The organism is Variovorax sp. CF079, from assembly GCF_900101545.1.
Taxonomy (GTDB): domain Bacteria; phylum Pseudomonadota; class Gammaproteobacteria; order Burkholderiales; family Burkholderiaceae_C; genus Variovorax.
In genome coordinates this window covers 76,395-98,901 of the sequence record NZ_FMZU01000014.1, presented here as the reverse complement: position 1 = coordinate 98,901, position 22,507 = coordinate 76,395, and the positions used below count along the sequence as shown (strand labels likewise).

The following is a 22,507-nucleotide window of genomic DNA, read 5'->3' as shown; positions in this document are numbered from 1 at the left end:
GCTTGCTGGCATGACCCAAGCATTCTCTCGTTACGCCCGCGTGCTCTCGATCGCCGGTTCCGACAGCGGCGGCGGCGCCGGCATCCAGGCCGATTTGAAGACCTTCTGCGCGCTCGGCTGCTACGGCATGACGGCCATCACCGCGCTCACCGCGCAGAACACGATGGGCGTGTCGGGCATCCATGGCGTGCCGCCGGCCTTCCTCAAGGCGCAGATCCAGGCCGTGATCGAAGACATCGGCGTCGACGCGGTCAAGCTCGGCATGCTGCATGCGCCCGAGGTGGTGGAGGTGGTGGCCTGGGCCATCGATCACTACAGGCTTTCCAAGGTGGTGCTCGACCCGGTGATGGTCGCCACCAGCGGCGACCGGCTGATTGCCGAAGAAACCGTGCAGGTGCTGGTGCGCGAGCTGTTCCCGCGCGCCACCGTGGTCACGCCCAACCTCGACGAGGCGGCCCTGCTGATCGGCCATGCCATCGACGGCGTCGACGCGCTCGACGATGCCGCGAGCGAACTGCTCGCGCTGGGCGCGCACGCGGTGTTGCTCAAGGGCGGCCACCTGCCGGGAGACGATGTCGTCGATCTGCTGGCGGAGGCGAGCGGCGAGCGGCTGAGGCTGTCTTCCGATCGCATTGCGAGCCGCAACCTGCACGGCACGGGCTGCACGCTGTCCTCGGCCATCGCTGCACACCTCGCGCTGGGCTACGAACTGGCCGATGCCGTGGAGCGCGCGCGCGGCTATGTCGTGGCCGCCATGGCGGCCGGTGCGGATGTGAAGATCGGTGGCGGCCACGGTCCGCTCAACCACGGCTTTGCGCCAGTGCCGATGGTCCGTCTGCCGTCGCCGGGCGCGTGATCCATGCCAGCACGAAGGTGAGGGCGAGCGTCGGCAGCGCCGACCCGAACTGAGGCGCCCATCTGGCGCAGGCGTGGTAGATGGCGATACCCGCGATCCAGATCAGCGCCGCGACCCAGTCGATCTTGCGCGCGCCCACCGCGACCGCTGCGCCGCCCGTACCCAGCCGTCCGAGGATCACGCCGTAGAGCGGCACGAACACCGAGCTCAGGAGCAGCAGGAAGGGCTCGAGCGAATGCATCGGCAGCACCAGTGCGAAGGCGATGCACGCGACCGCGAGCCACAGGCCCCAGCGCCGCACGCTCCAGCGCGGCTGCAGGCTGTGGGCCGAGACCGAGCCCGAATAGACGTCGCCATACGCGTTGTCGAGTTCGTCGATCAGGATCAGGCCCAGCGCGACCAGGCCGCCCTGCGCCAGCAGCAGCGCCGCCACGAGGTTGGTGCCGGGTTCCGCCACGCTCACCACCATCACGCCGAGCGCGTAGCACCAGATGTTGGCGAGCGCGTAGCCGACCCAGGTGCCGCCGAAAGCGCCGCCGAGCCCGCCCGCGCTGCGCCTGCCGTGCCGCGCGTAGTCGGCCACCAGCGGCAGCCACGAAACCGGCATCGCGATTACCAGGTCGAGCGCGCTGAACATGCCCATGCTGCCGTTGCCCGGGCGCGACCAGAAGGCCTCCAGGCCCTTGGCCTGAAGCTGCGTCGCGAATTGCCAGCTCAGCCAGAGCAGCGAGAGCACCACCAGCGGCAGCCCGAAGCGGCTCACGAAGCGCCGCACCAGCTTGACCATCGAGCCGGCCAGCAGCGCGAGCAGCACCGCGCCCCACAGCAGCGTGGTCAGCACGGTGCCCAGCGTGCCCTCCAGCGACCAGCCGAAGGCCTGCTTGCCGATGGCTTGGGTGCCCTCGCGCATGATCACGATCTCGAAGGTTGTCCAGCCGATCAGTTGCACGATGTTCAGCACCACCGGCAGGCGCGCGAAGGCGCTGCCGTAGGTGGCGTGCATCAGGCCCGCGCTGGCCAGCCCGCTTTCGCAGCCGAGGCGGGCGGTCCAGGCCAGCAGGCCGGCGCCGATCAACGACCCCAGCACGATCGCGATCGCCGCCTCGCGCGTGCCGACCGCCGGCACCAGGTAGGCGCCGACCTGCATCACCAGCAGGCCGACGCCGAGGCTGAACCACAGCGCCATGTGGTCGTGCCAGTGGAAGACGCGGGTGGCGTCGCCGAGTGGCGTCAGCGCCTCGTTGGATTCAGGTGTTGTTGCCATCCATTTGCTCCATCGCAAAGTGTTTGGCAGGTGGGCGAGGCCACGGCGGCAAGACCGGCACGCGAGAAAACGTGGCGGTCGCCGGACCAGCTTCCCTGCGCGAGGATTACCTCAGTCAGGTTCAAAGGGACTCTCTCAGCCAAGCTGCAACAGGCGTTGCGAGCCGGCACCCCTAGCGTTGCTTCAGGCTGGCGAAGCAGTTCGGATTGTAGAGCCGTGCGCCGGCCGAGTGCGACACGGCGACGTGAAGTCGCCGCGGACCGGGCGGCGCCTCAGTGGTCGATGGCGGCCGACAGTTGCCTCGCGCCCGAGTGGTCGTGGCGAATGAGCGGCAGGACGAAGCGGCGTGCGAGCTGCTGAAGCGTCCAGAACGCGGCAGCGATCCCGCCGGCCAGCAGCAGGCCGGCAGCGATGTCCAGCGGGAAATGCACGCCCACGTAGATGCGCGCCCAGCCCGTGAGGACCGCGATCGCCACGACCGCCAGCCCGGTCTTCCGAAGCGATGCCCGCAGGCAGAACAGCAGCCCGATGGTGAACATCACCGAGGCGTGCGCACTCGGCAGCGAGCCGCGCGCGCCATGTTCGATGTGCGCCGGGCTCAGGCCCACCATGAAGGGGCGCGGCATCGCGATGGCGTCCGCCAGCGCGTGGGCCAGCATGGCCGCCGCGGCCGCGGCGGCGAGCGTCACCATCGCATAGACCCGCTGCGAGGGCCGGCGCCAGGCGACCCAGCCCATGAGGGCGACGCAAAGCCAGGACGCGCCCTCGGCCACGATGGATGCGAGCCACATGATTTCGGCATTCGGGGTGTGGCCAGCGCCAATGGCCTGGAACAGTGCGGTGTTCAACGCGAGCATGCCCGGCATCGTATGGCGGTCTCGTGTCGAACGCGTGAATGCGGCGTTCAGTCTTCGTTCAGGGTGGTTGCTTTGTTGTTCAGCCCACGCCGAGCAACTGGTGCAGCCGCGTGCTGGTGGTGGTGTACTGCAGCGGCACGGCCTTGCCCGGAAACACGATCGCGGTGGCGGCCCAGGCCGCCAGCGTCGCCTCGTGGAAACCGCAGACGATCAGCTTCTTCTTGCCCGGATAGGTATTGATGTCGCCGACCGCGAACACGCCGGCCTCGTGCGTCTGGAAGCGCTCGGTGTCGACCGGCACCTGCTTGCGCACGAGATCGAGGCCCCAGTCGGCCATGGGGCCGAGCCGCGGCGAGATGCCGAGGCAGGCGATCAGGGCGTCGAGCGGCAGCGTCACGGTCCGGTCGTCGGGCGTGGTGATCTGCAGCACCTGGCCGTCGAAAGCCGCGGGCTGGCCCACGGCGAAGTTCAGTGCGCCCTCGGCCACCAGTGCGCGCATGCGGGCCACGAGCGCGTCGTCGGCCTGGAAGCCGTCGCGCCGGTGCAGCAACGTGACCTGGCGGGCCTTGCCGATCAGCGCGAGGGCGGTGGCCAGCGCGGCATCGTCGCCGCCATTGACCACCACGGCCTGGCCGTCGAAGCGCTCCAGCGCCTCGGGGTGATAGAAAAGCTTGGTGCCTTCAAAGCGCTGGATGCCTTCGAGCGCGATGCGCTTGGCGACGAAAGCGCCGACGCCGGCGGCGATGAAGACCGTCTTCGCAAGGAAGGTGGTGCCGGCGGTGGTGCCCAGCAGCAGGCGCTGATCGGCCTGGCGCTCGAGCGTCGCGACCTGCTGCTCGAAATGGAACTGCGGCTTGAGGGGTGCCACCTGTTGCAGCAGCGATTCCGCCAGGCCGCGCCCGCTGGTCGCCGGGACGCCCGGAATGTCGTAGATCGGCTTGTCGCCGTAGAGCTGCACGCACTGGCCGCCCGCGGAGGGCAGCGCATCGACGATGTGGCAGGGAATTTCGAGCAGGCCCAGCTGAAAGGCCTGGAACAGCCCGACCGGCCCGGCGCCGATGACCAGCGCCTCGGTCTCGATGGGTGCCGGCGTCGTGCTCAGCGGACCAACTCCCCGATCTTGTCGGTCTTGTCTTTCCACTCCTCGGCATCGGGCAGCGCGGGCTTGCGCTTGGTGATGCTCTTCCAGCCGTCGGCCACGGCGAGCTCGGCGTTGAGCTTGATGAAGGCGATCTGGTTGGCCGGCAGGTCTTCCTCGGCGTAGATCGCGTTGACCGGGCACTCGGGAATGCAGACCGCGCAGTCGATGCATTCGTCAGGGTCGATCACCAGCATGTTCGGCCCTTCGCGGAAGCAGTCCACGGGACATACGTCGACGCAATCGGTGTATTTGCAGCGGATGCAGGATTCGGAGACGACGTGAGTCATGTTCTTGGCTGGCGGGGAATGATCGGGAAAACCGGGAATTTTAGGCTTTTGCGAGAGCGGGCCTTACCAGCACGGCGGCCGAGGTCTTGTGGGAGGCGGTATCGACCAGCACCAGCGAACCCAGCGCACGCGATTGCGTGAAGGGCAGCACGGCCAGCGGCTGCTGCAGCGAGAGCACCACGTCGCCGATCGCATTGGCTTCGAGTCGGTCGGCCGGCTCGGAGTCGAGCGTCGTGATGTTCACGCGATCGACGATGCGCGCCACCTTCGCCTTGACCCAGCGGTGGCCCTGCAGCGCCCAGTAGACGCGGCCCGCGACCAGCGGCTCGTCGTCGAGCCACGCGATGGTGGCGGTGATCTCGCGCGCGGGCTCGAAGGCGTCCGGCGCCAGCAGCCAGTCGCCGCGCGAGACGTCGAGCTCGCGGTCGAGCACGATGCCGGCGCTGTGGCCCGCGTGCACCGTCTTCGGCTGGCGCGTGTGGCTCAGCACCTGCGCGACGGTCGCCGTCTGGTTGCTCGGCAGCACCGTGACGCGCTGGCCCGGCTCCACATGCCCGCTGGCCACGCGGCCCCAGAACACGCGGCGGCCTCGGGACGTGTCGGCCGAGGCCGAGAACTTCTCGACCCACTGCACCGGGAAGGCGAAGGGCACGGCTTCGTCTTGCTGGGTGACAGGCAGTTCCTCGAGCAGCTCGATCAGGCTCGGGCCTTCGTAGCCGCACCAGTTGCCGTGGCGCGAGGCCACGTTCCAGCCCTTGAGCGCCGAGATCGGCACGGTGGCGGCGACCTGCACGCCTGCAGCTTCGGCAAAGTCCGCGAGCGCGCCCGAGATGCGTTCGAAGGCGAGATCGGCATCGGCGATCGCGTCGAGCTTGTTGACCGCGAAAACGATCGACTGCACGCGCAGCAGGTGGCACAAGAGCGTGTGGCGGCGCGTCTGCGGCAGCAGCTCGCGCCGCACCACTTCGCCGTCTTCTACCTCAGCGGCCCAGGCCAGCTTGGTGCCATCGACCAGCACCACGGCGGCATCGGCGCTCGATGCGGCCGTGACCATGTTGCGCGTGTACTGCTCGTGGCCCGGCGCGTCGCCGATGATGAACTTGCGTCGCGCGGTCGAGAAGTAGCGGTAGGCGACGTCGATCGTGATGCCCTGCTCGCGCTCGGCCGACAGGCCGTCGGTCAGGAGCGCCAGGTCGGTCTCGCCGCCGCGCTGTACGCCGGCCAGCTGGTCCTGCAGCACGGTCTTGCTGTCGACCAGGAGCCGCCCGATCAACGTGCTCTTGCCGTCGTCGACGCTGCCGCAGGTGATGAAGCGCAAGGCCGTGCCGGTGTCGCCGTGGATCGCTGCCGCTTCGGCGGCGGGGGTGGAGGTGCTCGCACTCATCAGAAGTAACCGTCTTTCTTGCGCTTCTCCATCGAAGCCTCGGATGTCTTGTCGTCCATGCGCGTGGCGCCGCGCTCGCTGACTTCGGCTGCCAGCGTTTCCACCACCACGTCGGCGGCGTCGGCTGCCAGGCTGTCGACCGGGCAGGTGCAGGTGATGTCGCCCACGGTGCGGAAGCGCACGTCGCGCACCTCCACCTTCTCGCCGTCGCGCGGCGGCGTGAGTTCGGTCACCGGTACCAGCAGGCCGCGGCGTTCGACCACTTCGCGCTGGTGCGTGTAGTAGATCGAGGGCAGGGCGACGTGCTCGCGCTCGATGTACTGCCAGACGTCGAGTTCGGTCCAGTTCGAGATCGGGAACACGCGGAAGTGTTCGCCGGGCGCCAGGCGGGTGTTGAACAGGGTCCAGAGTTCGGGCCGCTGGTCCTTGGGCTGCCATTGGCCGAAGGCGTCGCGATGCGAAAAGATGCGCTCCTTGGCACGGGCCTTTTCTTCGTCGCGGCGCGCGCCGCCGATCAGCGCATCGAAGCGGAATTCCTCGATCGCCTCCAGCAGCGTGACCGACTGGTGCACGTTGCGCGATTCGCCCGGATGGGCGAGGCGCACGGTGCCGCGCGCCATCGAGTCTTCGACGCTGCGCACGATCAGCTCGGCGCCGAGTTCCTGCGCGCGGTGGTCGCGGAAGGCCGTCACTTCGGGGAAGTTGTGGCCGGTGTCGATCATCAAGAGCGGGTAGGGAATGCGGCCGGCGCCGAAGGCTTTCTCGGCGCACTTCAGCAGCACCAGCGAATCCTTGCCGCCCGAGAACAGCAGCGTCGGGCGCTCGAAGGAGGCGGCGACTTCGCGCAGGATGAAGATGGTTTCTTCTTCCAGCGCGTCGAGCTGCGTGTTGGACAGGCGCGCGGGCAGGTGCGTGCCTTGCAGCAGCAGATCGTATTCGGTGCGGGCGTTCATGAGGAGTATTCGGAGATCAGAAAATGAGGTTCAGGCAATGGCGCGAATCGGAATGACCGACGACACGGCGCCGTCGACATGCAGGCCGCATTCCTTGGCGCTTTCCTGCTCCCACCACCAGCGGCCCGAGCGGAAGTCTTCGCCCAGGGTCACGGCGCGGGTGCATGGCGCGCAGCCGATGCTGGGATAGAACTGGTCGTGCAGCGGGTTGTAGGGCACCTGGTGCGTGGCGATGTAGTGCCAGACGTCGCCCCAGGTCCAGTTCGCCAGCGGATTGATCTTGACGCGCTCCGCCTGCTCTTCGATGAGCTCGACCTCGGCTCGCGCGCCGGACTGCTCGCGCCGCAGGCCCGTGATCCAGCCGCGCTTGCCCGCGAGCGCGCGCTCCAGCGGCTCCATCTTGCGGATATGGCAGCAGGACTTGCGCAGCTCCAGGCTGCGGTACATCGCTTCCTCGCCGTTCTCGGCCACGAAAGCGGCCGCCGCTTCCGCGACGGGGCGATAGATCTCGACCTCGCGGCCGTAGTGGGCCTGCAGGCGTTCGAGCAGTTCGAGCGTCTCGGCATGCAGCTTGCCCGTTTCGAGCACGAAGATGCCGGACTGCACCTGAAAGCGGTGCAGCAGGTCGGTCACCACCATGTCCTCGGCGCCCAGGCTGGAGGCCTGCGTGATCGGCGCGAACTCCTGCGCCGCACCGCGCAGCAGCGCCACGCTTTCGGCGAGCTTGGTCTCGAAATCGGCGGAGGGCTTGGCGTAGAGCGAGATGGCGTTCATGGCGTTCAGGCCGTTTCGCGCTTGAAAAGAGGCGTGGTCTGCACCGCGTCGCCCTGGTAGAAGGCGGAGAAGCGGTCGAACTGGCGCTGCGCGGCGGTGGCGTCGACGCCTTCCCTGAGCACGGCGCTGGAGAAACCGGTGCGTTCCATCTGCACCAGCTGGTCGATCAGCACGTCGCCGGTGGCGCGGATGTCGCCCTTGAAGCCGAGGCGGCGACGCAGCAGGAAGGCCTGGCTGTAGGCGCGGCCATCGGTGAACTTGGGGAAGTTCAGGTCGATGCGGTCGACGTCGTCGAGGCAGACCTCGATGGCCAGCGGGTCGGCGTCGTTGGGCAGTTGCAGAACGTTCGGCTCGCCGTCGTCCACGTGTTCTTCCGCTGAAAGGATGCGCAGCGTCTTGTTCATGCCGCCTCCTCCACCTTGAAGCGCGCACCGTTGGCCGCGGCCTTGAAAGGCTCGATGCCGACGCGGCGCAGCGCGTCGATGAAGCTCTCGCCGCGTCCATCGATCACAAGGCGCGTATCGCGGTAGGTGTTGAGCACGGCCTCGATCACGTCCGGCACTTCGGCCGCCGAGAACGAGGGGCCAACCACCTTGCCGGGCTGCGCCGCGCCCGACAGCGCCGAACCGTCGGAGCCGCCCAAGGTGACCTGGTACCACTCCTTGCCGTCCTTGTCGACGCCGAGGATGCCGATGTGGCCGCTGTGATGGTGGCCGCAGGAATTGATGCAGCCGCTGATGTGCAGGTCGATCTCGCCCAGGTCGTCGAGCTCGTCGAGATCCTGGTAGCGCTCGGTGATGGCCTCGGCGATCGGGATCGAGCGCGCGTTGGCCAGCGCGCAGAAGTCGCCGCCGGGGCAGGCGATCATGTCGGTCAAGAGGTGCACGTTGGCGCTGGCGAAGCCGGCCTCGCGGGCACTGAGCCACAGCGCGTGCAGGTCTTCGGCATGGACCCAGGGCAGGAGCAGGTTCTGGTCGTGCGTGACGCGTGCCTCGCCGGCGCTGAAGCGGTCGGCCAGCCGTGCGGCGGTATCGAGCTGGGCGGCCGATGCGTCGCCGGGCGCCTGCCCGATGCGCTTGAACGAGAGCGTGACCGCGCGCAGGGCCGGGTTCTGGTGCGGCGCCACGTTGCGCTGCAGCCAGCGCGCGAACATCACGTCGTCGGCCGCCTGCGCGCGCAGCTCGGCATCGGTCTCTTCGGCGCTCTGGAATACGCGGGTCGCGAGCGTGGGCGGCACGAAGGAGGCGGCCACGCGGTCGTACTCGGCCTGCGTGATGGTGTGCGGCGCGCCGTCGTGCTCGAGGATCTGCTTGTACTCGGCCTCGACATCGTCGATGTAGCGCTGGCCTTCGGCCTTCACGAGGATCTTGATGCGCGCCTTGTAGATGTTGTCGCGCCGGCCGTAGCGGTTGTAGACCCGCACCACGGCCTCGAGGTAGTTCATGATCTGGTTCCACGGCAGGAACTCGCGCAGCACGGTGCCGATGATCGGCGTGCGGCCCATGCCGCCGCCCACCTGCACGCGGAAGCCGAGCTCGCCGGCCTCGTTCTTCACGAGCTTGAGGCCCACGTCGTGCCAGCCGGTGGCGGCGCGGTCTTCGGCCGCGCCGGTGATCGCGATCTTGAACTTGCGCGGCAGGAAGGCGAACTCCGGATGCAGCGTGCTCCACTGCCGCATGATCTCGGCGAAGGGCCGCGGATCGGCGACCTCGTCGATCGCGACGCCGGCACGCTCGTCGCTCGTGATGTTGCGGATGCAGTTGCCGCTGGTCTGGATGCCGTGCATGTCGACCGAGGCCAGCAGGTCCATCACGTCGGCCGACTTGGCCAGCGGGATCCAGTTGTACTGCACGTTCTGGCGCGTTGTGAAGTGGCCGTAGTGCGTGGGCAGCTTGTGCGTGCCGAGCTTGCCCTGTGTCTTCAGCGCGGTCTTGTAGACCTCGGCTTCGGGCTCGTCGTACTCGCGCGCGATGCGGGCCAGCACGCGCAGCTGGGCGCTGGAGAGTTCGCCGTAGGGCACCGCGACGCGCAGCATCGGCGCGTAGCGCTGCACGTACCAGCCGTTTTGCAGCCGAAGCGGCCGGAATTCGTCTTCGGAGAGCTTGCCGGTCTGCCAGCGCTCCAGCTGGTCGCGGAATTGCGCGGCGCGCTGGTGCACGAACTGGCGGTCGAAATCTGTGTATTGGTACATCGTGTGTCAGTTGCTGGAAGGCGGTGCGTCCACGGCCCGTCAACGCGAGCCGGGGAATGTAAAAGCGCGCCTTATGGAAACAAACTATTTTTTGGTTCGCGCCTTATGCGGATAAGCTTATTCGCCAGTCCCCATGCGGGTTGCCGGGCGATGCGTTGCTTATTCGGGATAAGGCCGGCGGCGGTTGCCGCGCGTCGAACACCGGTTGATTCTAGGAAGGCCGGCGGCGCCTTGCCCGGCACTCACTGAGTGGCCGTGATGCCGCCGTCGACAAAGGGCCGGCTACGGAGCAGCTGGATTTCTCTTTTGCTCTTCGAGAAGTTGCTGCCGGCGCACCGCGGTGCATTGTGCGTGCGCCCTGAACTCTGCTTTCTCGCATTGGGCGGCCATGCATCGGGCCGCCACGACGAAGTTCATGCCCGAGCATGCCTGGCCGGGCGCGGTGGCGGCCGCGCTGCGCGGAGCTTTGACGGACTTCGCCTGTGCCGGCTCGCTTGTCGCTCGGACCGGATCCGGCGCTTTCGTTGGCGCGAGTTGCACCTTTTCGGTCTGTGGTTCCGTGACCATGGCAGGCGCTTCGGCCGTGGCGGCGGGTGAGGCAGCACGTGCCTCCGCCTGCGTCGAAGGGTCCGTGCGAACGGGATGCACCTGTGCCTTGCCCGCCGTGTAGAGATACCAGCCGCCGGCACCCGCCATCAGCCAGCCCGCGGCCCCCACGATCAACGCGACGCTGAGGGCAGCAATGCTGACCCACATCCCCTTGGAAAAAGTTTGCGCTGCCTCGGCAACTGCAGGGGCCGCGCCAACGGCAGCAGGCCCCTGCGACTGCTCGGCTCTCCGCATGAAACCGAACAGGGAATTCGCGGCGCTGGCGCGCGGCGCGTCAGCGCTGGCGAACGCAGTGGGAAGCGTGCCGATGCATTCGATGCAGAACTTGGCGGCAGATCGATTCTTTGTCTTGCATTGGGGGCAGATCAGGGCCATTGCTAAAGGCCCTCAGTGCGCAGTCGCATCGTCGCGTGCTGCTTGTGGAAGCTGCGCCGCGACGAGATTCCTCTGCGCTGCCATGATGAGCGTCGCACGATAGACCGATCGGCTGGCTGATTTCGTCAGCTCAATCAGCGTCTTCCATTCGTGCTCCAGTTCGTCAGGCGCGGCGTCGACACGCGGCGTTCGCATCAAGGAGCGGCTGGCATCCAGCAGCGCGGCGGCCGAGTTGAGACAGATGTGAAGGCTGGACTGCGCGGGACTCGCGCGACTGCCCTCCGCGAGCAGCAGCCGCTCCACGGCGGCCAGGGCGCTTTCGAGAAGGGCGAGATCGGCACTCGAATGGGTCATGTCGCAAGGTTCGCAGACAGCAGCCCGATTCGAGGTGCGAAAACTTCACACTTTTAAGCGATGTTTGCTTTAGATGTACTTCGAGCGTCTAAGACGCCGTCCCGCGCCCGGCATCCAGCAGGTCCTGGATGTCTTCGAGGCCGCGCCCGCGCGTCTCGATGCCGCTCTTGATGAGCATCAGCGCCGCGACCGCCATCGGCACAGCAATCAACAGGGCCGAGACGGTGAAGTGGCCGAACACGCCCAGCACGCCGAAGCCCGCGCCCAGGATGCCGCCGAACTTGGAGCTGGCCGCGATCACGCCCGAGCCCGTGCCGCGCAGGTGCACCGGGTAGATCTCGGCGGCATAGGGGATGAGCATCGCAATCACGCCGCTCGAGCTCACGAGCAGCAGGGCTGTGGTGAGCACCATCGCCAAGGTCGACTGCACCTGCGCCAGGCCAAGGCCGAAGAACACCAGCAGCGTCGCGGTCGTGAGTGCGATGAACAGCACTAGCGCCTTGATGCTGCTCCAGCGGTGGTAGAGCCAGATCACGATCGCGATGCCGGGCAGCGCCAGCAGCGCCGAGCGCGCGAGCAGGGCGCTCGCGGCCGTGGCGTCCATGCCCATGCTGCCGAGGTTGGTCGGCAGCCACAGCAGAAAGCCGAAGTTCACCAGGCCCCAGGCCACGCCGCAGACGATCAAGCCCCAGGTGATGCGCGCATGGCTGCCGCGCAGCAGCTGCGCGATGCCGCCGGCCGGTGGCTCCTGCTCGGCGACGACCACGGCCGCCTGCGCATTCGCTGCCGCCGCTGCGCCCGTGCCGGCGAAGCGCGCCAGCACCGCGCGAGCCTCGTTGTCGAGCCCGGCGTTCGAAAGAAAGCGCGGCGATTCCGGGATGTAGCGGCCCAGGAAGATGATCACCAGGCCGGTCGGCAAACCCAGCAGCCACAGCGCGCGCCAGCTGAATTCCGGCACCAGCAGCGCGGCCGAGCCGGCCGCGAGCAGATAGCCGGCCGAGGTGCCGACGCCGCCCAGCGCCACCAGCAGCCAGCCGCGGTGCGCGGCGGGCACGGTTTCCGCCATCAGCGTGAAGGTGATCGGCAGCAGGCCGCCGGCCGAGGCGCCCATCAGAAAGCACATGGCAAGGTTCCAGCCGAAGGCCGGCATCGCGCCGCAGATCGCGGTGCCGATGAACATCAGCGCCGACAGCAGGATGGCCGCGCGCCGGCCGAAGATGTCGGCCAGCCGGCCCCACACCACCGAACCCACTGTCGTGCCCGTGAGCGCCACCAGCGCCAGCACGCCGGCAGTCTGCTTGCTGATCTCGTACTCGGTGGTCATGCCCGGCATCACGAAGCCCAGCGTGGCCGGCTTCAGCACGTCGACCGCCAGCGCGATCACCAGCACGATCACCAGCTTCCAGTGTTCGCCGTTCAGCGGCACGCCGTCGGCGACATGGAACTGCAGGTGGCTGTCGCCGTGCAGGCTCTTGTGCATCTGCGCGATGCGCGGCATCAGGCCGTACATGGCCAAGAGCACGCCAAGCGGGATCATCGCCATGCCGGTCAGCATGGTGGCGTCCATCTCCATGCCGACCATCTGGTAGCCCGTGTGCCGGCCCATCATGAACATCGGCACGTGCGCGAGCACGCCGCCGATGATGGCGATGCAACCGGCCCAGAACGCGATCGGGTGGTGGAAGGAGAAGTTCTGGCTTTTCATGCGAATGCTTCTGGGCGAGGCATGTTACCCAAGCCCGAAGCACTGCCGCCGCCCGCAAGGCGGCGCGCGTTGCTACAACACGAAGTGCGCCACCGTGACGTAATGGCTCGCGGTGCCGGCCAGCACGAACAGATGCCAGGTGCCGTGCGCATGGCGCCAGCCGAGGGGGTTGCGGTAGAAGATCGTGCCGGCCGAGTACAGCACGGCGCCGGCCATCAGCCAGGCGAGGCCGGTGCTGTCGAGCCGCGCGATCAATGGCACGGCGGCGATCACGCCGAGCCAGCCCATCCCCAGGTAGAGTGCCAGCGAGGGCGCAGGCGGGTTGCCGGGCCGCAGCTCGCGGGCGATGCCGAACAGCGCCGCGCTCCAGGCCGCGATCAGCAGCGCCCAGCCCCAGGCGCCCTGCAGCGTGACCAGGGCGAAGGGCGTATAGCTGCCGGCGATCAGTAGGTAGATCGCACAGTGGTCGACGCGTTGCCAGAACAGCTTCATGCGGCCGCGCGTGCTGTGGAACAGGACCGATGCCGCGTAGAGCGTCACCATCGACAGCGCGAACACCAGCGCGCTCGCCGTCTTGGCCGGGTCGTTGACCGGCATCGTCTTGGCCAGCAGCAGGGCGGAGCCGGCCGTGGCCAGCATCAGCCCGAGCAGATGGCTGTATCCGTTGAAGCGTTCGCCCTGGTACATGGTGGTCACCCTGAATTGATGTGTCGTCGAGTGGGCCGCGACTTTGCTGCGCCGTCATGACATCAGACGCCGATCGGCGGCCTTGCGCATCCACCGTTGGATTTAGGCGTTGGCCGTAGCGCATGCGCGGGATCGCCGGAAGGCCTACCGCCGCGCGGGCCGCCGCCATAGGATGGAATCCACAAGGAGACACCCATGCCCACCTTCAACACCGTTCTGATCGACAAGGACCCGCAGCACCCGCGCATCGCGCGCCTGGTGCTCAACCGGCCCGAGAAGCTCAATGCCATCGGCAACACCACGCCGGCCGACATCCGCCACGCGGTCGAGTGGGCGCAAGCCGAGGACGAGGTGCACGTGATCGTGGTCGAAGGCGCGGGCCGCGCCTTCTGCGCCGGCTACGACCTGGGCGAATACGCCGAGGGCAAGGCAAAGGACGGCACGGCCGACCATCCCTGCAGGCAGGAGAAGACGCCGTGGGACCCGATGCTCGACTACGCCGCGATGAAGGGCAACACCGAGGACTTCATGTCGCTCTGGCGCTGCACCAAGCCCACCATCGCCAAGGTGCACGGCTACGCGGTGGCCGGCGGCAGCGACATCGCGTTGTGCTGCGACCTGCTGGTGATGGCCGAGGACGCGAAGATCGGCTACATGCCCACGCGCGTCTGGGGCTGCCCGACGACCGCGATGTGGACCTACCGGCTGGGCGCGCTGCGCGCCAAGCAGCTCATGTTCACCGGCGACACCATCGACGGCACGCAGGCCGCCGAATGGGGCCTCGCCAACTTCGCGGTGCCGGCCGAAGAGCTCGACGCGGCCACGCTGAAGCTGGCAGAGCGCATCGCCGGCGTGCCGCGCTCGCACCTGATGATGCACAAGCTGGTGGTCAACCAGGTCTGGCTCTCGATGGGGCTGGAGCAGAGCCAGATGTTCGCCACCGTGTTCGACGGCATCACGCGCCACAACCCCGAAGGCATGTGGTTCCGCCGCCAGGCCGAGGTCGAGGGCTTCAAGAGTGCGGTTGCATGGCGCGACAGCGGCCGGCCGATTCCTGAAGGCGACGAGGCGCGCGCCCTGGTGGCCGAACTCGAGGCCCGGGCCGCTTCAGCCCCGCAGCGCTGAGACCGCCTGCCCGGCCAGCACCACGCCGAGCACCAGCATCACCAGGCCCACGAGCGCATCGAGCCAGCGCCAGGCCACCGGCTTCGCGAACAGCGGTGCCAAGAGCCGCGCACCGGCGCCGAGCCCCGCGAACCAGCTCGCGCTGGCCAGCGCGGTGCCCGCCACGAAGGCGCCCTTGCCGAGGCCGGCCTGCTGCGCGCCGACGGCGCCGACCAGGAGCAGCGTGTCGACGTACACGTGCGGATTGAGCAGCGTGAAGGCGGCGGTCTGCGTCATCACGCGGCGCAGCGAGTTCCGGCCCGCACCGCCCGCGGCCGCATGCAGCGCAGCAGGGCGCAGCGCACGGCGCCAGGCGAAGGCGGCATAGACCAGCAGGAACAGCGCACCGCCGACGGTGAGCGCCGGCGCCACGAGCGGCAGGCGGTCGAGCACCTGGCCCATGCCGACCACGCCGACGGCGACCAGCACCGTGTCGGCCAGCGCGCAGAACAGGATCACCGGCCACACATGCTCGCGCCGCAGGCCCTGGCGCAGCACGAAGGCGTTCTGCGCGCCGATGGCGACGATCAGGCCCAGGGTCAGGCCGAAGCCGGTGGCGAATGCGGGGAAGGCGAAGGGGGTCATGCGCCGATGATTGGCGCTGCGGCAGAATCAGTCCAGTTAACTTTTCTGCGGCTGCATTAGGAATACTTCATTGCTCGACTACCTGTCCCTGGCCGCCGTTGCGCAGGTGGTGCGCGAAGGCAGCTTCGAACGGGCGGCGCGCGCGCTGCACGTGACGCCGTCGGCGGTGTCGCAACGCGTCAAGCTGCTCGAAGATCGATTGGGTCTTGCGCTGATCGTGCGCGGCTCGCCCTGCGTGGCGACCGAGGCGGGTGCCTGGCTGTGCCGGCATGTAGAGCAGGTTGGCATGCTCGAGCGCGATCTGCAGCGCGCCATGCCTGCGCTCGGCGCGCTCGACGCCGGCGATCAGCGCGTCACCTTGCGCGTGGCGGTCAACGCCGACAGCCTGGACACCTGGTTCGTCCCCGCGATCGCGGCCTTCAGCGCGAGCGAGCCGGCGCTGCTCGACCTGAGCCTCGACGATCAGGAGCACACGGCCGAGTGGCTGCGCACCGGCGCCGTGCTGGCCGCCGTGACCGCCAGCGCCAAGCCCGGCCAGGGCTGCCGCAGCGTGCCGCTCGGCCACATGCGCTACTTCGCCACCGCGAGCCCGGCCTTCAAGAAGAAGTACTTCGCGGACGGCGTGACCGCGCAGGCGTTGGCCGCGGCACCGAGCCTGGTTTTCAACCGCAAGGACAAGCTGCAGGCGCAATGGCTGCGGGCGGCCTGCGGCAAGCCGGTCGAAACGCCGCGGCACTGGCTGCCTTCGCCGCAGGCCTTCGTGGCGGCCTGCGTCGCGGGCATCGGATGGGGCACGAACCCGGCGAGCCTGGTCGAAGCGCAGCTGCGCGACGGCTCGCTGGTCGAGCTGGTGCCAGGCGTGGACCTGCGGGTGCCGCTCTACTGGCATCACGTGCGCCTGAAGATCCCGATGCTCGACCGTCTCACCGAGGCGGTGGTGGCAGCGGCGCAGACCGGGCTGGAGCCGCTCAGGGCCACCAGTGACGCACGGTGACCGCGATCACGCGCGCCGCATGGCGCCGGATGTCCGTGTGCGGTGAGGGCGCGGGGTTCGAGCGCGGGCGCCGCGAGGTCGGCGTGATCAGGAAGAGACGAGGGACTTGCCGGGGAGCAGGGCTCGGAAGATGAGGGAATGACATGGCCGGGCGCCTTGGGTTTTTCTTGGAGGGCGCCCCATATTATCTGTATAAAAATACAGTGTCATGACACGCTCCTGCCAAAGTCGAACTTCAGCCCGCGGTGCGCTTCACCTGAACCGTCGCTTCCAGGCCTTCATAGGCTTCCGCCTTGCCATACCAGCTGCCGCTGATCGGCGCGGCCTGCGACGGGTCGCGCGCCACGCCGACGCGGATCAGCTGGCCGCTGCCCATCAGAAGGTTGTTGGTGGGATCGAAAGCGACCCAGCCGGCGCCGGGCAGGTAGGCATGCAGCCAGGCATGCGTCGATCCGGCGCCGGAGACGGATGAGCCCGGCTCGACGCTGCCGGTGTCGAGCGCGGCATCGTAGATATAGCCCGAGACGAAGCGCGTGGCCACGCCGAGCCGGCGCGCGGCCTCCATCATGAGCAGTGCGTAGTCGCGGCAGCTGCCGCTGCCCAGCGCCAGCGTTTCCAGCGGCGTCTGCGTGCCTTCCTCGTCGCGGGCCGCGTAGGTCAGGCTCCGGCCGATGTGTGCATTCATGCGCGTGAGCACCTCGCGCGTGCTGTTGGGCTTGTCGGTGTGGAGAAACTGGTGGGCCCAGCGGATCAGCGTGCCTTCGGGGTCGTCGTGGTGCGGGCGCAGATAGTGTTCGAGGTCGAGCCGCTCCTGCACCGAATAGGCGAAGGGCAGGTACTCGGCGGCCGGTTCCAGCGGCAGTTCGTTCATCGGCGCCGGCACGTGCTCGATGGTGAAGGCGCAGACAATGCGCAACTCGGTCGCCTCGCCCATCGGCTGCACCAGCGCCACCGAATTGGAGTGCGGGTCCTGGATCATGCGCACGTAGGCCTCGGGGCTGACCTGCAGGTCGGTGGCCAGCACGCGCAGGTCGTGGCTGTCGCGCGGCCTGAACATCACGCGATGCAGGCCGAAGCTCACCGGCTGGTTGTAGCGGTAGATCGTGGTGTGGGTGATGTCGTAGCGGATGGGCATGGCGAATTGTCTACCGTGTATGAGGTAGACACCGTCCGTTTGAAGGGCGCTTTCCGCCGAACGACACATTGTGAAGTCGAAGCGCGTCCCTAGACTGCACAGCGAAGGGGGTCCTATGGAAAAGGATTCCAAGTCCGGGCTGGGCGGTCTTTCAGGCAACGGCCTCATCGCGGTGATGCTGCTGCTCGCCGGTGTGTTGTTCGTGCGCGAGGCACCGCTCGAAACCACCCGTCTGCCGGCCGGCGAATCGCGCTTCGCGCAGCATTTCTCGCTGCAGGATGTCGACGCGCGGCTCTGGCAGGATCCCTTCGGCGCCGTCGCCAAGGGCCGGGTGGAGGCCAGGAAGAACGACGCGAAAAGGGCGGAGGCGGACGACGCGCGGCGCACCGCCGCCGACCTGGCCCGGGAGATCCGGTCCAGGCAGCCGGTGGAGATCCTCGCGGTCATGCTGCCGGGCGGACCCTACTCGGAGAACGTGGAAAGTCGCAGGCGAGGACGCTATGCGGTGCTGGCAGGCCTCAACGCAAGCCGGCTCTCGCCCGTCGATACCGAACATCTGGGCTACTTCTTTCCGCCGGTTCGTCCCGGTCCGTACGCGAGATCGCCGGAGCCCATACCCTACGAGTGGTTCGAACCCACACTGGATGCGCGCGGGAACAACGATGATCTTCGGCGCGTGCTCGTCATGTGGCTTCGGAGCGAGGCTTTCGACAATGCACCGTTCGCGCGGATGGCGGAACTGGCGCGGCCCTTTCTCGAATCCGGCGCGAGCTGGCGCGTCATTGGACCGAACGGTTCGGACGGGCTCAAGGCCATGATCGACGAAGCGGCGAAGTCCAGCCTCAAGGGCAAGGTGCCCGCGCCGCCGATGCGCTTTTATTCGCCGTACGCGACCGTGCCCGACGATGTCCTGCTTCCGGACGCCGAGTCGAGCCTTGCCGACTTCTTCGAGTCCAGGGGCGCGCTGCTGGTGCGCACCATCGGCAACGACGGAGGTCTCGCCACCAGGCTGATCGATGAACTGGAGCTGCGCGGCCTGAGGCCGCTCACGATCGAGGCGCTGGGGCCGGACCGCGGCGAATCGGATCCGCCCCCGACGCTGACGGCGCAGCAAGAGGTGGAGGCCTACCGGAAAGCCTGCCGTCCGAGCGACGGGGAGAAGCCGGACCCTGCGCCGAGCCATGTTGCCGTGGTGGCCGAATGGGACACCTTGTACGGCCGCAGCCTGCGGCGCGAATTCCGGCCCGCGGCGAACGAGCGCGGTTTCTGCATCAACTCCTTCAACTATGTGCGCGGACTCGATGGCCAACTGCCTGCGGGCGGCCAGGGCGCGTCGGATTCCGCCAGCGGCGGCAAGCAGGCGCCAGGCGACAAGGATGCGACCCGTCGCAAGGACGGTACCTTCATCGAGCGCGCCGAAGGCCAGAGCCAGTTCGACTATCTGCGCCGTCTCGCCGTGCAGATGCGCGAGAAGGACCGACGCGTACGTGCCGCCAGTGCCGACGGCATGGGTCTGCGCGCGATCGGCGTGTTGGGCAACGATGTGCACGACAAGCTGCTGGTGCTGCAGGCGCTCAAGCCGGAGTTTCCGAACGCCATCTTCTTCACCACCGATCTGGATGCGCGCTTCCTGCATCCGCGCGAGCAGGCCTGGACACGCAACCTCATCGTCGCCTCCAACTTCGGCCTGCGCCTCCGGGACGAGCTGCAAGGCGGCGCACCGCCGTTTCGCGACAGCTACCAGGTGTCCACCTTCCTGACGACACGGATCGCCATGGACGACGCGCGGCATCCCACGCGGCCGTTATCGCAGGCGGCCATTGCCCGGTGGTTCAAGACACCGCGGGTCTTCGAGATCGGCCGCACCGAGGCCTTCGAGTTCTACGGTCGTCCGGCGAACGAGGGCCCGCAGAAGGCCACATCGAATCCGTGCCGGGGCGAGGGCTGGACCGCATGCGAAGACGTCCATCCGCCCGCATCGGCCCGCTATCCGATGCCGCGGGAGGCCACGCTGGTCCTGATCGCGAGCCTTCTCGTGCTCGCCCTGTGGGCGCCCGCGCTCTTCATCAGCCTCGGCGCACGGCGCTTCCTGGGGCGCTTCGTCGCCCGCGCACCTGACGGCTCCGCGCTGCTCGCGCGCTATGCGGCACTGGCGGTGCTTGCCGTGCTGCTGCAGCTCGAGCTGCCGCTCTGGCTGGCCGCCCACTGGCAGCCCTTTGCCGAGTGGCTCACGCGCGAAGGCAAGCCGCTGACTGCGTTCGAAGGCATCAGTCTCTGGCCGACGGAAGCCATTCGCGTGCTCAATCTGGTGCTGTGCCTGTACCTGCTCTTCCGGGGCTGGGGCGCGCTCACGCGCAACCTCGACGAGATCACGCGCGAATTCCACCTGGGCCGCACGCGCCGCGAACTGATTGCCGAGCAGCGCGAGGCCCAGGCGCGGCTGCGCTGGTGGCAGAAGCTGGCCCAGGTGTTCTCGATGCGCTTCGTGCCCGCCGCCAGCCGCTCAAAGCAGGCCGCGCACGGCATGTTGGCACCCGCGCTCGACTTCTGGAAGCGCTACGTGGCGCAGAACAGGCTCAGCGCGCGGCTGTTGCGCACCACGGCCTATGTGGCCGCGGCGCTGCCATGGAGCTACCTGATCGTGCTGGCCTTCGACGAAGAGCGCTCCGTGCCGTACCGCGGCGATCTGTCCCTCGCGGTGCACGACGGCCTGCGCATTCCGTCGCTGGTGGCGATGTACTTCCTGGTGTTCTTCGTCGTCGATGCGACCGCCTTCTGCGTCGGCTTCGTGCGTGGCCTGCGCGAGCAGGCCGCGAACTGGCCCGAAGCCACGCTGGATCTGTTCGAGGCGCAGACCGGCATCCCGCGGGCCCACCTGGACAACTGGGTCGACCTGCAGTTCATCGCGCTGCGCACGCGCAGCGTCACGCACCTCATCTACTACCCCTTCATCGTGATTTCGCTGCTGCTGCTCTCGAGGAGCGCGGTGTTCGACCGGTGGACCATGCCGGTGAGCACCATCGTCCTGTCCGTCGGCGGGGCGGTCGTCGCGCTGGGCTGCGCGCTGGCGCTGCGCCTTGCTGCCGAGGCCTCGCGCCGGCATGCGCTCGACCTGGTCAAGGATGCGCTGATGCGGGCGAACGCCAAGGCGCCGGCCGCGCCCGGCGAGGCCACACCCAAGCAGCTCGAACTGCTGCAGTCGCGCATCGAGAGCTTGCGCATGGGCGCCTTCGCCCCGTTCTGGCAGCAGCCGCTGGTCAAGGCGGTGCTGCTGCCTTTCGCCACGCTGGGCGGCTCGACGCTGTTGGACTATCTGGCGCTGGCGAACATCTGAGCGCTGGAACGCTGCGCATCCAGGGCCCGCGCTTGCGATGCCGAAAGCGGCAAGGGCTCGCCGTGCCACTGTGCCGCAAGCAGTTCGGCACACAGCGCGGCGAATGTGAGGCCGCGCGAGCCCATCGCGGTGCAGAGCCACACGCCCTGCGACGATGCCGGGTCGAGTGGGCCGACCAGCGGCCGGCGGTCGCCCGACGCGCAGCGCACGCCGGCCCATGCCTTCGCGTCGCCGCGCTCGAACGCCGACGAGAGCTGCAGCGCAGCATCGGGATGGAGCCTGGCGAGCCGCTCGCGGTTCGATTCGGTGTCGGCGCCGCGTGGCGCGGCATCGCTGCTGTCGCGGTCGAAGGTGGCGCCCGTGAGCCAGAGCGCGCCATCGGCGTCGGGCACATGCGCAATGAGATGGCCGTCGCCGTTGATCGGCACGCGAGGCAGCTGCGTGCCGTCGTCCATGCGCCCCCAGGCGACTTGGCCGCGCACGGGCTGCAGCGCCAGCGCGGGCGCGAACGCACGGCTTTCGAAGCCGGCGGCGATGACCACGCGTTCGGCTTCGGCCAGCAGGGCGCCTTGGGCGTCGTGCAGCGTCCAGCAGGCGAGCCCGGGTTGCGGCGCTTCGATGCGTGCCACGCGCCGTCCGGTGGCGAGTTCGATGGCGGGCTGCGCCAGCCAGGCCTGAACCAGCCGCGCCGGCCGCACCCAGCCGCCGCGCGCATGCCAGAGTGCAGGCGCATCGGCCGGCAGTCCGGTTTCGCGAATCTGCGCGGCCGAGGCGTGCCACGATTCATTGGGGCCTTCGGCCGTCCAGTCGGCGGGCAGGCGATCCTGGCCCGCGGCGCGCCGTTCGAGGACGCCGCAGGCCCGCCAATCCCTGCCTTCCGCCAGCAGCGCCTCGAGCTGCTGCCACGTGGCTCGCACGCCGGCGCGGGTCAGGCGCGACAGCAGCGCGTCGTCGGGTGACACATGCGGCGCGAGCACGCCGACGGGCAGGCCCGAGGCCCCGGCCGACGGGCGATCGCCGGCATCCAGCACCGTGACCTGCCAGCCGCGCCGCGCCAGGCTGGCCGCCACGGCTGCACCGGCCAGTCCCGCACCGATCACCGCGCAGCGCCCCGGCGCCGCGATGGGCGCGGGCAGCGGCGCGCGGCGTCGAATCTGCCAGGCCGGCTCGAACACGCCCTGCAGGCAATCGCGCTTGGGCGGCAGGCCGGGCGCCCTGCGGAGCTGGAAGCCGCGCTGCGCCAGCGCGTCGCGCACCGTCCGCGCGATGGTCCAGCTCGCGATGCGGGTGCCGCGACGCGCAAAACGTGCCACGGCCTTGAGTGTCTCGGGCGACCACATCTGCGGATTGCGCTCGGGGCTGAAGCCGTCCAGAAAGATGCTGTCGGCCTCGAAGTGCTGCTGCGTGCGCAGCATGGCCTGCACATCGCCGATGCACAGCGTGAGCAGCACGCGGCCTTCGTCGAAGACCAGTCGATGGAAGCCGGGCAGCAGGCCCCACCACTGCGCGCCCAACTCGGCGGCCAGCGGGGCAAGTTCCGGATAGGCCGCGGCGGCGCGCAGCAGATCGTCGCGCGACACCGGGTGCGCTTCGACCGAGACGAAATGCAGCAGGCGCGGGCGCTGAGGATCGGCTCGCCAAGCCTGCCAGGCTGTCAGAAAAGAGAGGCCGAGACCAAAGCCGGTTTCGAGAATCCGCCATTGTGGGTGCCCGGCCCAGGCCTCAGGCAAGCCGCAGCCGGCCAGAAACACATGCCGGGCCTGCGCCAGCGCGCCGCTTTCGGAGTGGTAGATATCGCCAAAGCGCGCGCTCTGCGGCACGCCGTCGGCCCGCCAATCGACCGGCTCGGTCATGGCGC

The 22,507-nt window shown here is 68.6% G+C and carries 20 protein-coding genes and 1 riboswitch; of the genes, 4 read left to right on the top strand and 16 right to left on the bottom strand.

The window, feature by feature from the left end; all coding sequences use genetic code 11:
- Positions 1–10 precede the first annotated feature (10 nt).
- Positions 11–856 (top strand): bifunctional hydroxymethylpyrimidine kinase/phosphomethylpyrimidine kinase, encoded by an 846-nt coding sequence (gene thiD, locus BLS74_RS19470; RefSeq protein WP_093108798.1) that lies wholly within the window; start codon positions 11–13, stop codon positions 854–856.
- Here the strand turns inward: thiD and BLS74_RS19465 are convergent.
- The 13 genes from BLS74_RS19465 to BLS74_RS19405 form a co-directional block, all read right to left on the bottom strand.
- Positions 801–2,120 carry a purine-cytosine permease family protein gene (locus BLS74_RS19465; protein WP_093108797.1) on the bottom strand — a complete coding sequence of 440 codons (1,320 nt, stop codon included), beginning with the start codon at positions 2,118–2,120 and terminating at the stop codon, positions 801–803. The two genes, thiD and BLS74_RS19465, sit on opposite strands and share 56 nt — an antisense overlap.
- A 75-nt stretch (positions 2,121–2,195) precedes the next feature.
- Positions 2,196–2,304: riboswitch (TPP riboswitch) on the bottom strand.
- 88 nt (positions 2,305–2,392) lie between these two features.
- Positions 2,393–2,977 carry a phosphatase PAP2 family protein gene (locus BLS74_RS19460; RefSeq protein ID WP_170855656.1) on the bottom strand — a complete coding sequence of 195 codons (585 nt, stop codon included), beginning with the start codon at positions 2,975–2,977 and terminating at the stop codon, positions 2,393–2,395.
- Between the two features lie 79 nt (positions 2,978–3,056).
- Entirely contained in the window at positions 3,057–4,118 is a 1,062-nt protein-coding gene (locus BLS74_RS19455) for an NAD(P)/FAD-dependent oxidoreductase (protein WP_093108795.1), read from the bottom strand.
- On the bottom strand, positions 4,076–4,405 hold the full coding sequence (gene fdxA, locus BLS74_RS19450) for a ferredoxin FdxA (protein ID WP_093108794.1): 330 nt from the start codon (positions 4,403–4,405) through the stop codon (positions 4,076–4,078). The genes BLS74_RS19455 and fdxA overlap by 43 nt, the downstream gene beginning before the upstream one ends.
- Positions 4,406–4,445: 40 nt before the next feature.
- Positions 4,446–5,789 carry a sulfate adenylyltransferase subunit 1 gene (locus BLS74_RS19445; protein ID WP_093108793.1) on the bottom strand — a complete coding sequence of 448 codons (1,344 nt, stop codon included), beginning with the start codon at positions 5,787–5,789 and terminating at the stop codon, positions 4,446–4,448.
- The gene (gene cysD, locus BLS74_RS19440) at positions 5,789–6,742 is read right to left on the bottom strand and encodes a sulfate adenylyltransferase subunit CysD (protein WP_093108792.1); all 954 of its coding nucleotides are present in this window, start codon (positions 6,740–6,742) and stop codon (positions 5,789–5,791) included. The genes BLS74_RS19445 and cysD overlap by 1 nt, the downstream gene beginning before the upstream one ends.
- A 30-nt stretch (positions 6,743–6,772) precedes the next feature.
- Positions 6,773–7,516, bottom strand: coding sequence for a phosphoadenylyl-sulfate reductase (locus BLS74_RS19435; RefSeq protein WP_093108791.1), 744 nt, complete (start codon positions 7,514–7,516; stop codon positions 6,773–6,775).
- Between the two features lie 5 nt (positions 7,517–7,521).
- Positions 7,522–7,920 (bottom strand): DUF934 domain-containing protein, encoded by a 399-nt coding sequence (locus tag BLS74_RS19430; RefSeq protein WP_093108790.1) that lies wholly within the window; start codon positions 7,918–7,920, stop codon positions 7,522–7,524.
- Positions 7,917–9,707, bottom strand: coding sequence for a nitrite/sulfite reductase (locus BLS74_RS19425; RefSeq protein WP_093108789.1), 1,791 nt, complete (start codon positions 9,705–9,707; stop codon positions 7,917–7,919). The genes BLS74_RS19430 and BLS74_RS19425 overlap by 4 nt, the downstream gene beginning before the upstream one ends.
- A 282-nt stretch (positions 9,708–9,989) precedes the next feature.
- Positions 9,990–10,691 (bottom strand): hypothetical protein, encoded by a 702-nt coding sequence (locus BLS74_RS19420; RefSeq protein WP_093108788.1) that lies wholly within the window; start codon positions 10,689–10,691, stop codon positions 9,990–9,992.
- A 12-nt stretch (positions 10,692–10,703) separates the two neighbouring features.
- Entirely contained in the window at positions 10,704–11,045 is a 342-nt protein-coding gene (locus tag BLS74_RS19415; RefSeq protein ID WP_093108787.1) for a hypothetical protein, read from the bottom strand.
- Between the two features lie 88 nt (positions 11,046–11,133).
- A complete protein-coding gene (locus BLS74_RS19410) occupies positions 11,134–12,750 on the bottom strand; it encodes an MFS transporter (protein WP_093108786.1) in 1,617 nt (538 codons plus the stop codon).
- A gap of 72 nt (positions 12,751–12,822) precedes the next feature.
- Positions 12,823–13,437 carry a PAQR family membrane homeostasis protein TrhA gene (locus BLS74_RS19405; protein ID WP_093108785.1) on the bottom strand — a complete coding sequence of 205 codons (615 nt, stop codon included), beginning with the start codon at positions 13,435–13,437 and terminating at the stop codon, positions 12,823–12,825.
- Between the two features lie 195 nt (positions 13,438–13,632).
- Between BLS74_RS19405 and BLS74_RS19400 the strand changes: the two genes are divergently transcribed.
- Positions 13,633–14,562 carry a crotonase/enoyl-CoA hydratase family protein gene (locus BLS74_RS19400; RefSeq protein ID WP_093108784.1) on the top strand — a complete coding sequence of 310 codons (930 nt, stop codon included), beginning with the start codon at positions 13,633–13,635 and terminating at the stop codon, positions 14,560–14,562.
- Here the strand turns inward: BLS74_RS19400 and BLS74_RS19395 are convergent.
- Positions 14,545–15,186 (bottom strand): LysE/ArgO family amino acid transporter, encoded by a 642-nt coding sequence (locus BLS74_RS19395; protein ID WP_093108783.1) that lies wholly within the window; start codon positions 15,184–15,186, stop codon positions 14,545–14,547. The two genes, BLS74_RS19400 and BLS74_RS19395, sit on opposite strands and share 18 nt — an antisense overlap.
- A gap of 70 nt (positions 15,187–15,256) precedes the next feature.
- Here BLS74_RS19395 and BLS74_RS19390 point away from each other — a divergent pair, with 70 nt between their 5' ends.
- Positions 15,257–16,180 carry a LysR family transcriptional regulator ArgP gene (locus tag BLS74_RS19390; RefSeq protein ID WP_093108782.1) on the top strand — a complete coding sequence of 308 codons (924 nt, stop codon included), beginning with the start codon at positions 15,257–15,259 and terminating at the stop codon, positions 16,178–16,180.
- Positions 16,181–16,415: 235 nt separating this feature from the next.
- On the opposite strand, the gene BLS74_RS19385 is transcribed toward BLS74_RS19390, so the two are convergent.
- Positions 16,416–17,315, bottom strand: coding sequence for a transglutaminase family protein (locus tag BLS74_RS19385; protein WP_093108781.1), 900 nt, complete (start codon positions 17,313–17,315; stop codon positions 16,416–16,418).
- A 115-nt stretch (positions 17,316–17,430) separates the two neighbouring features.
- On the opposite strand from BLS74_RS19385, the gene BLS74_RS19380 reads away from it, so the two are divergent.
- Entirely contained in the window at positions 17,431–20,649 is a 3,219-nt protein-coding gene (locus tag BLS74_RS19380; protein WP_093108780.1) for a hypothetical protein, read from the top strand.
- On the opposite strand, the gene mnmC is transcribed toward BLS74_RS19380, so the two are convergent.
- Positions 20,625–22,502, bottom strand: coding sequence for a bifunctional tRNA (5-methylaminomethyl-2-thiouridine)(34)-methyltransferase MnmC2/FAD-dependent 5-carboxymethylaminomethyl-2-thiouridine(34) oxidoreductase MnmC1 (gene mnmC, locus BLS74_RS19375; RefSeq protein WP_093108779.1), 1,878 nt, complete (start codon positions 22,500–22,502; stop codon positions 20,625–20,627). The genes BLS74_RS19380 and mnmC overlap by 25 nt on opposite strands.
- Between the last annotated feature and the right edge of the window lie 5 nt (positions 22,503–22,507).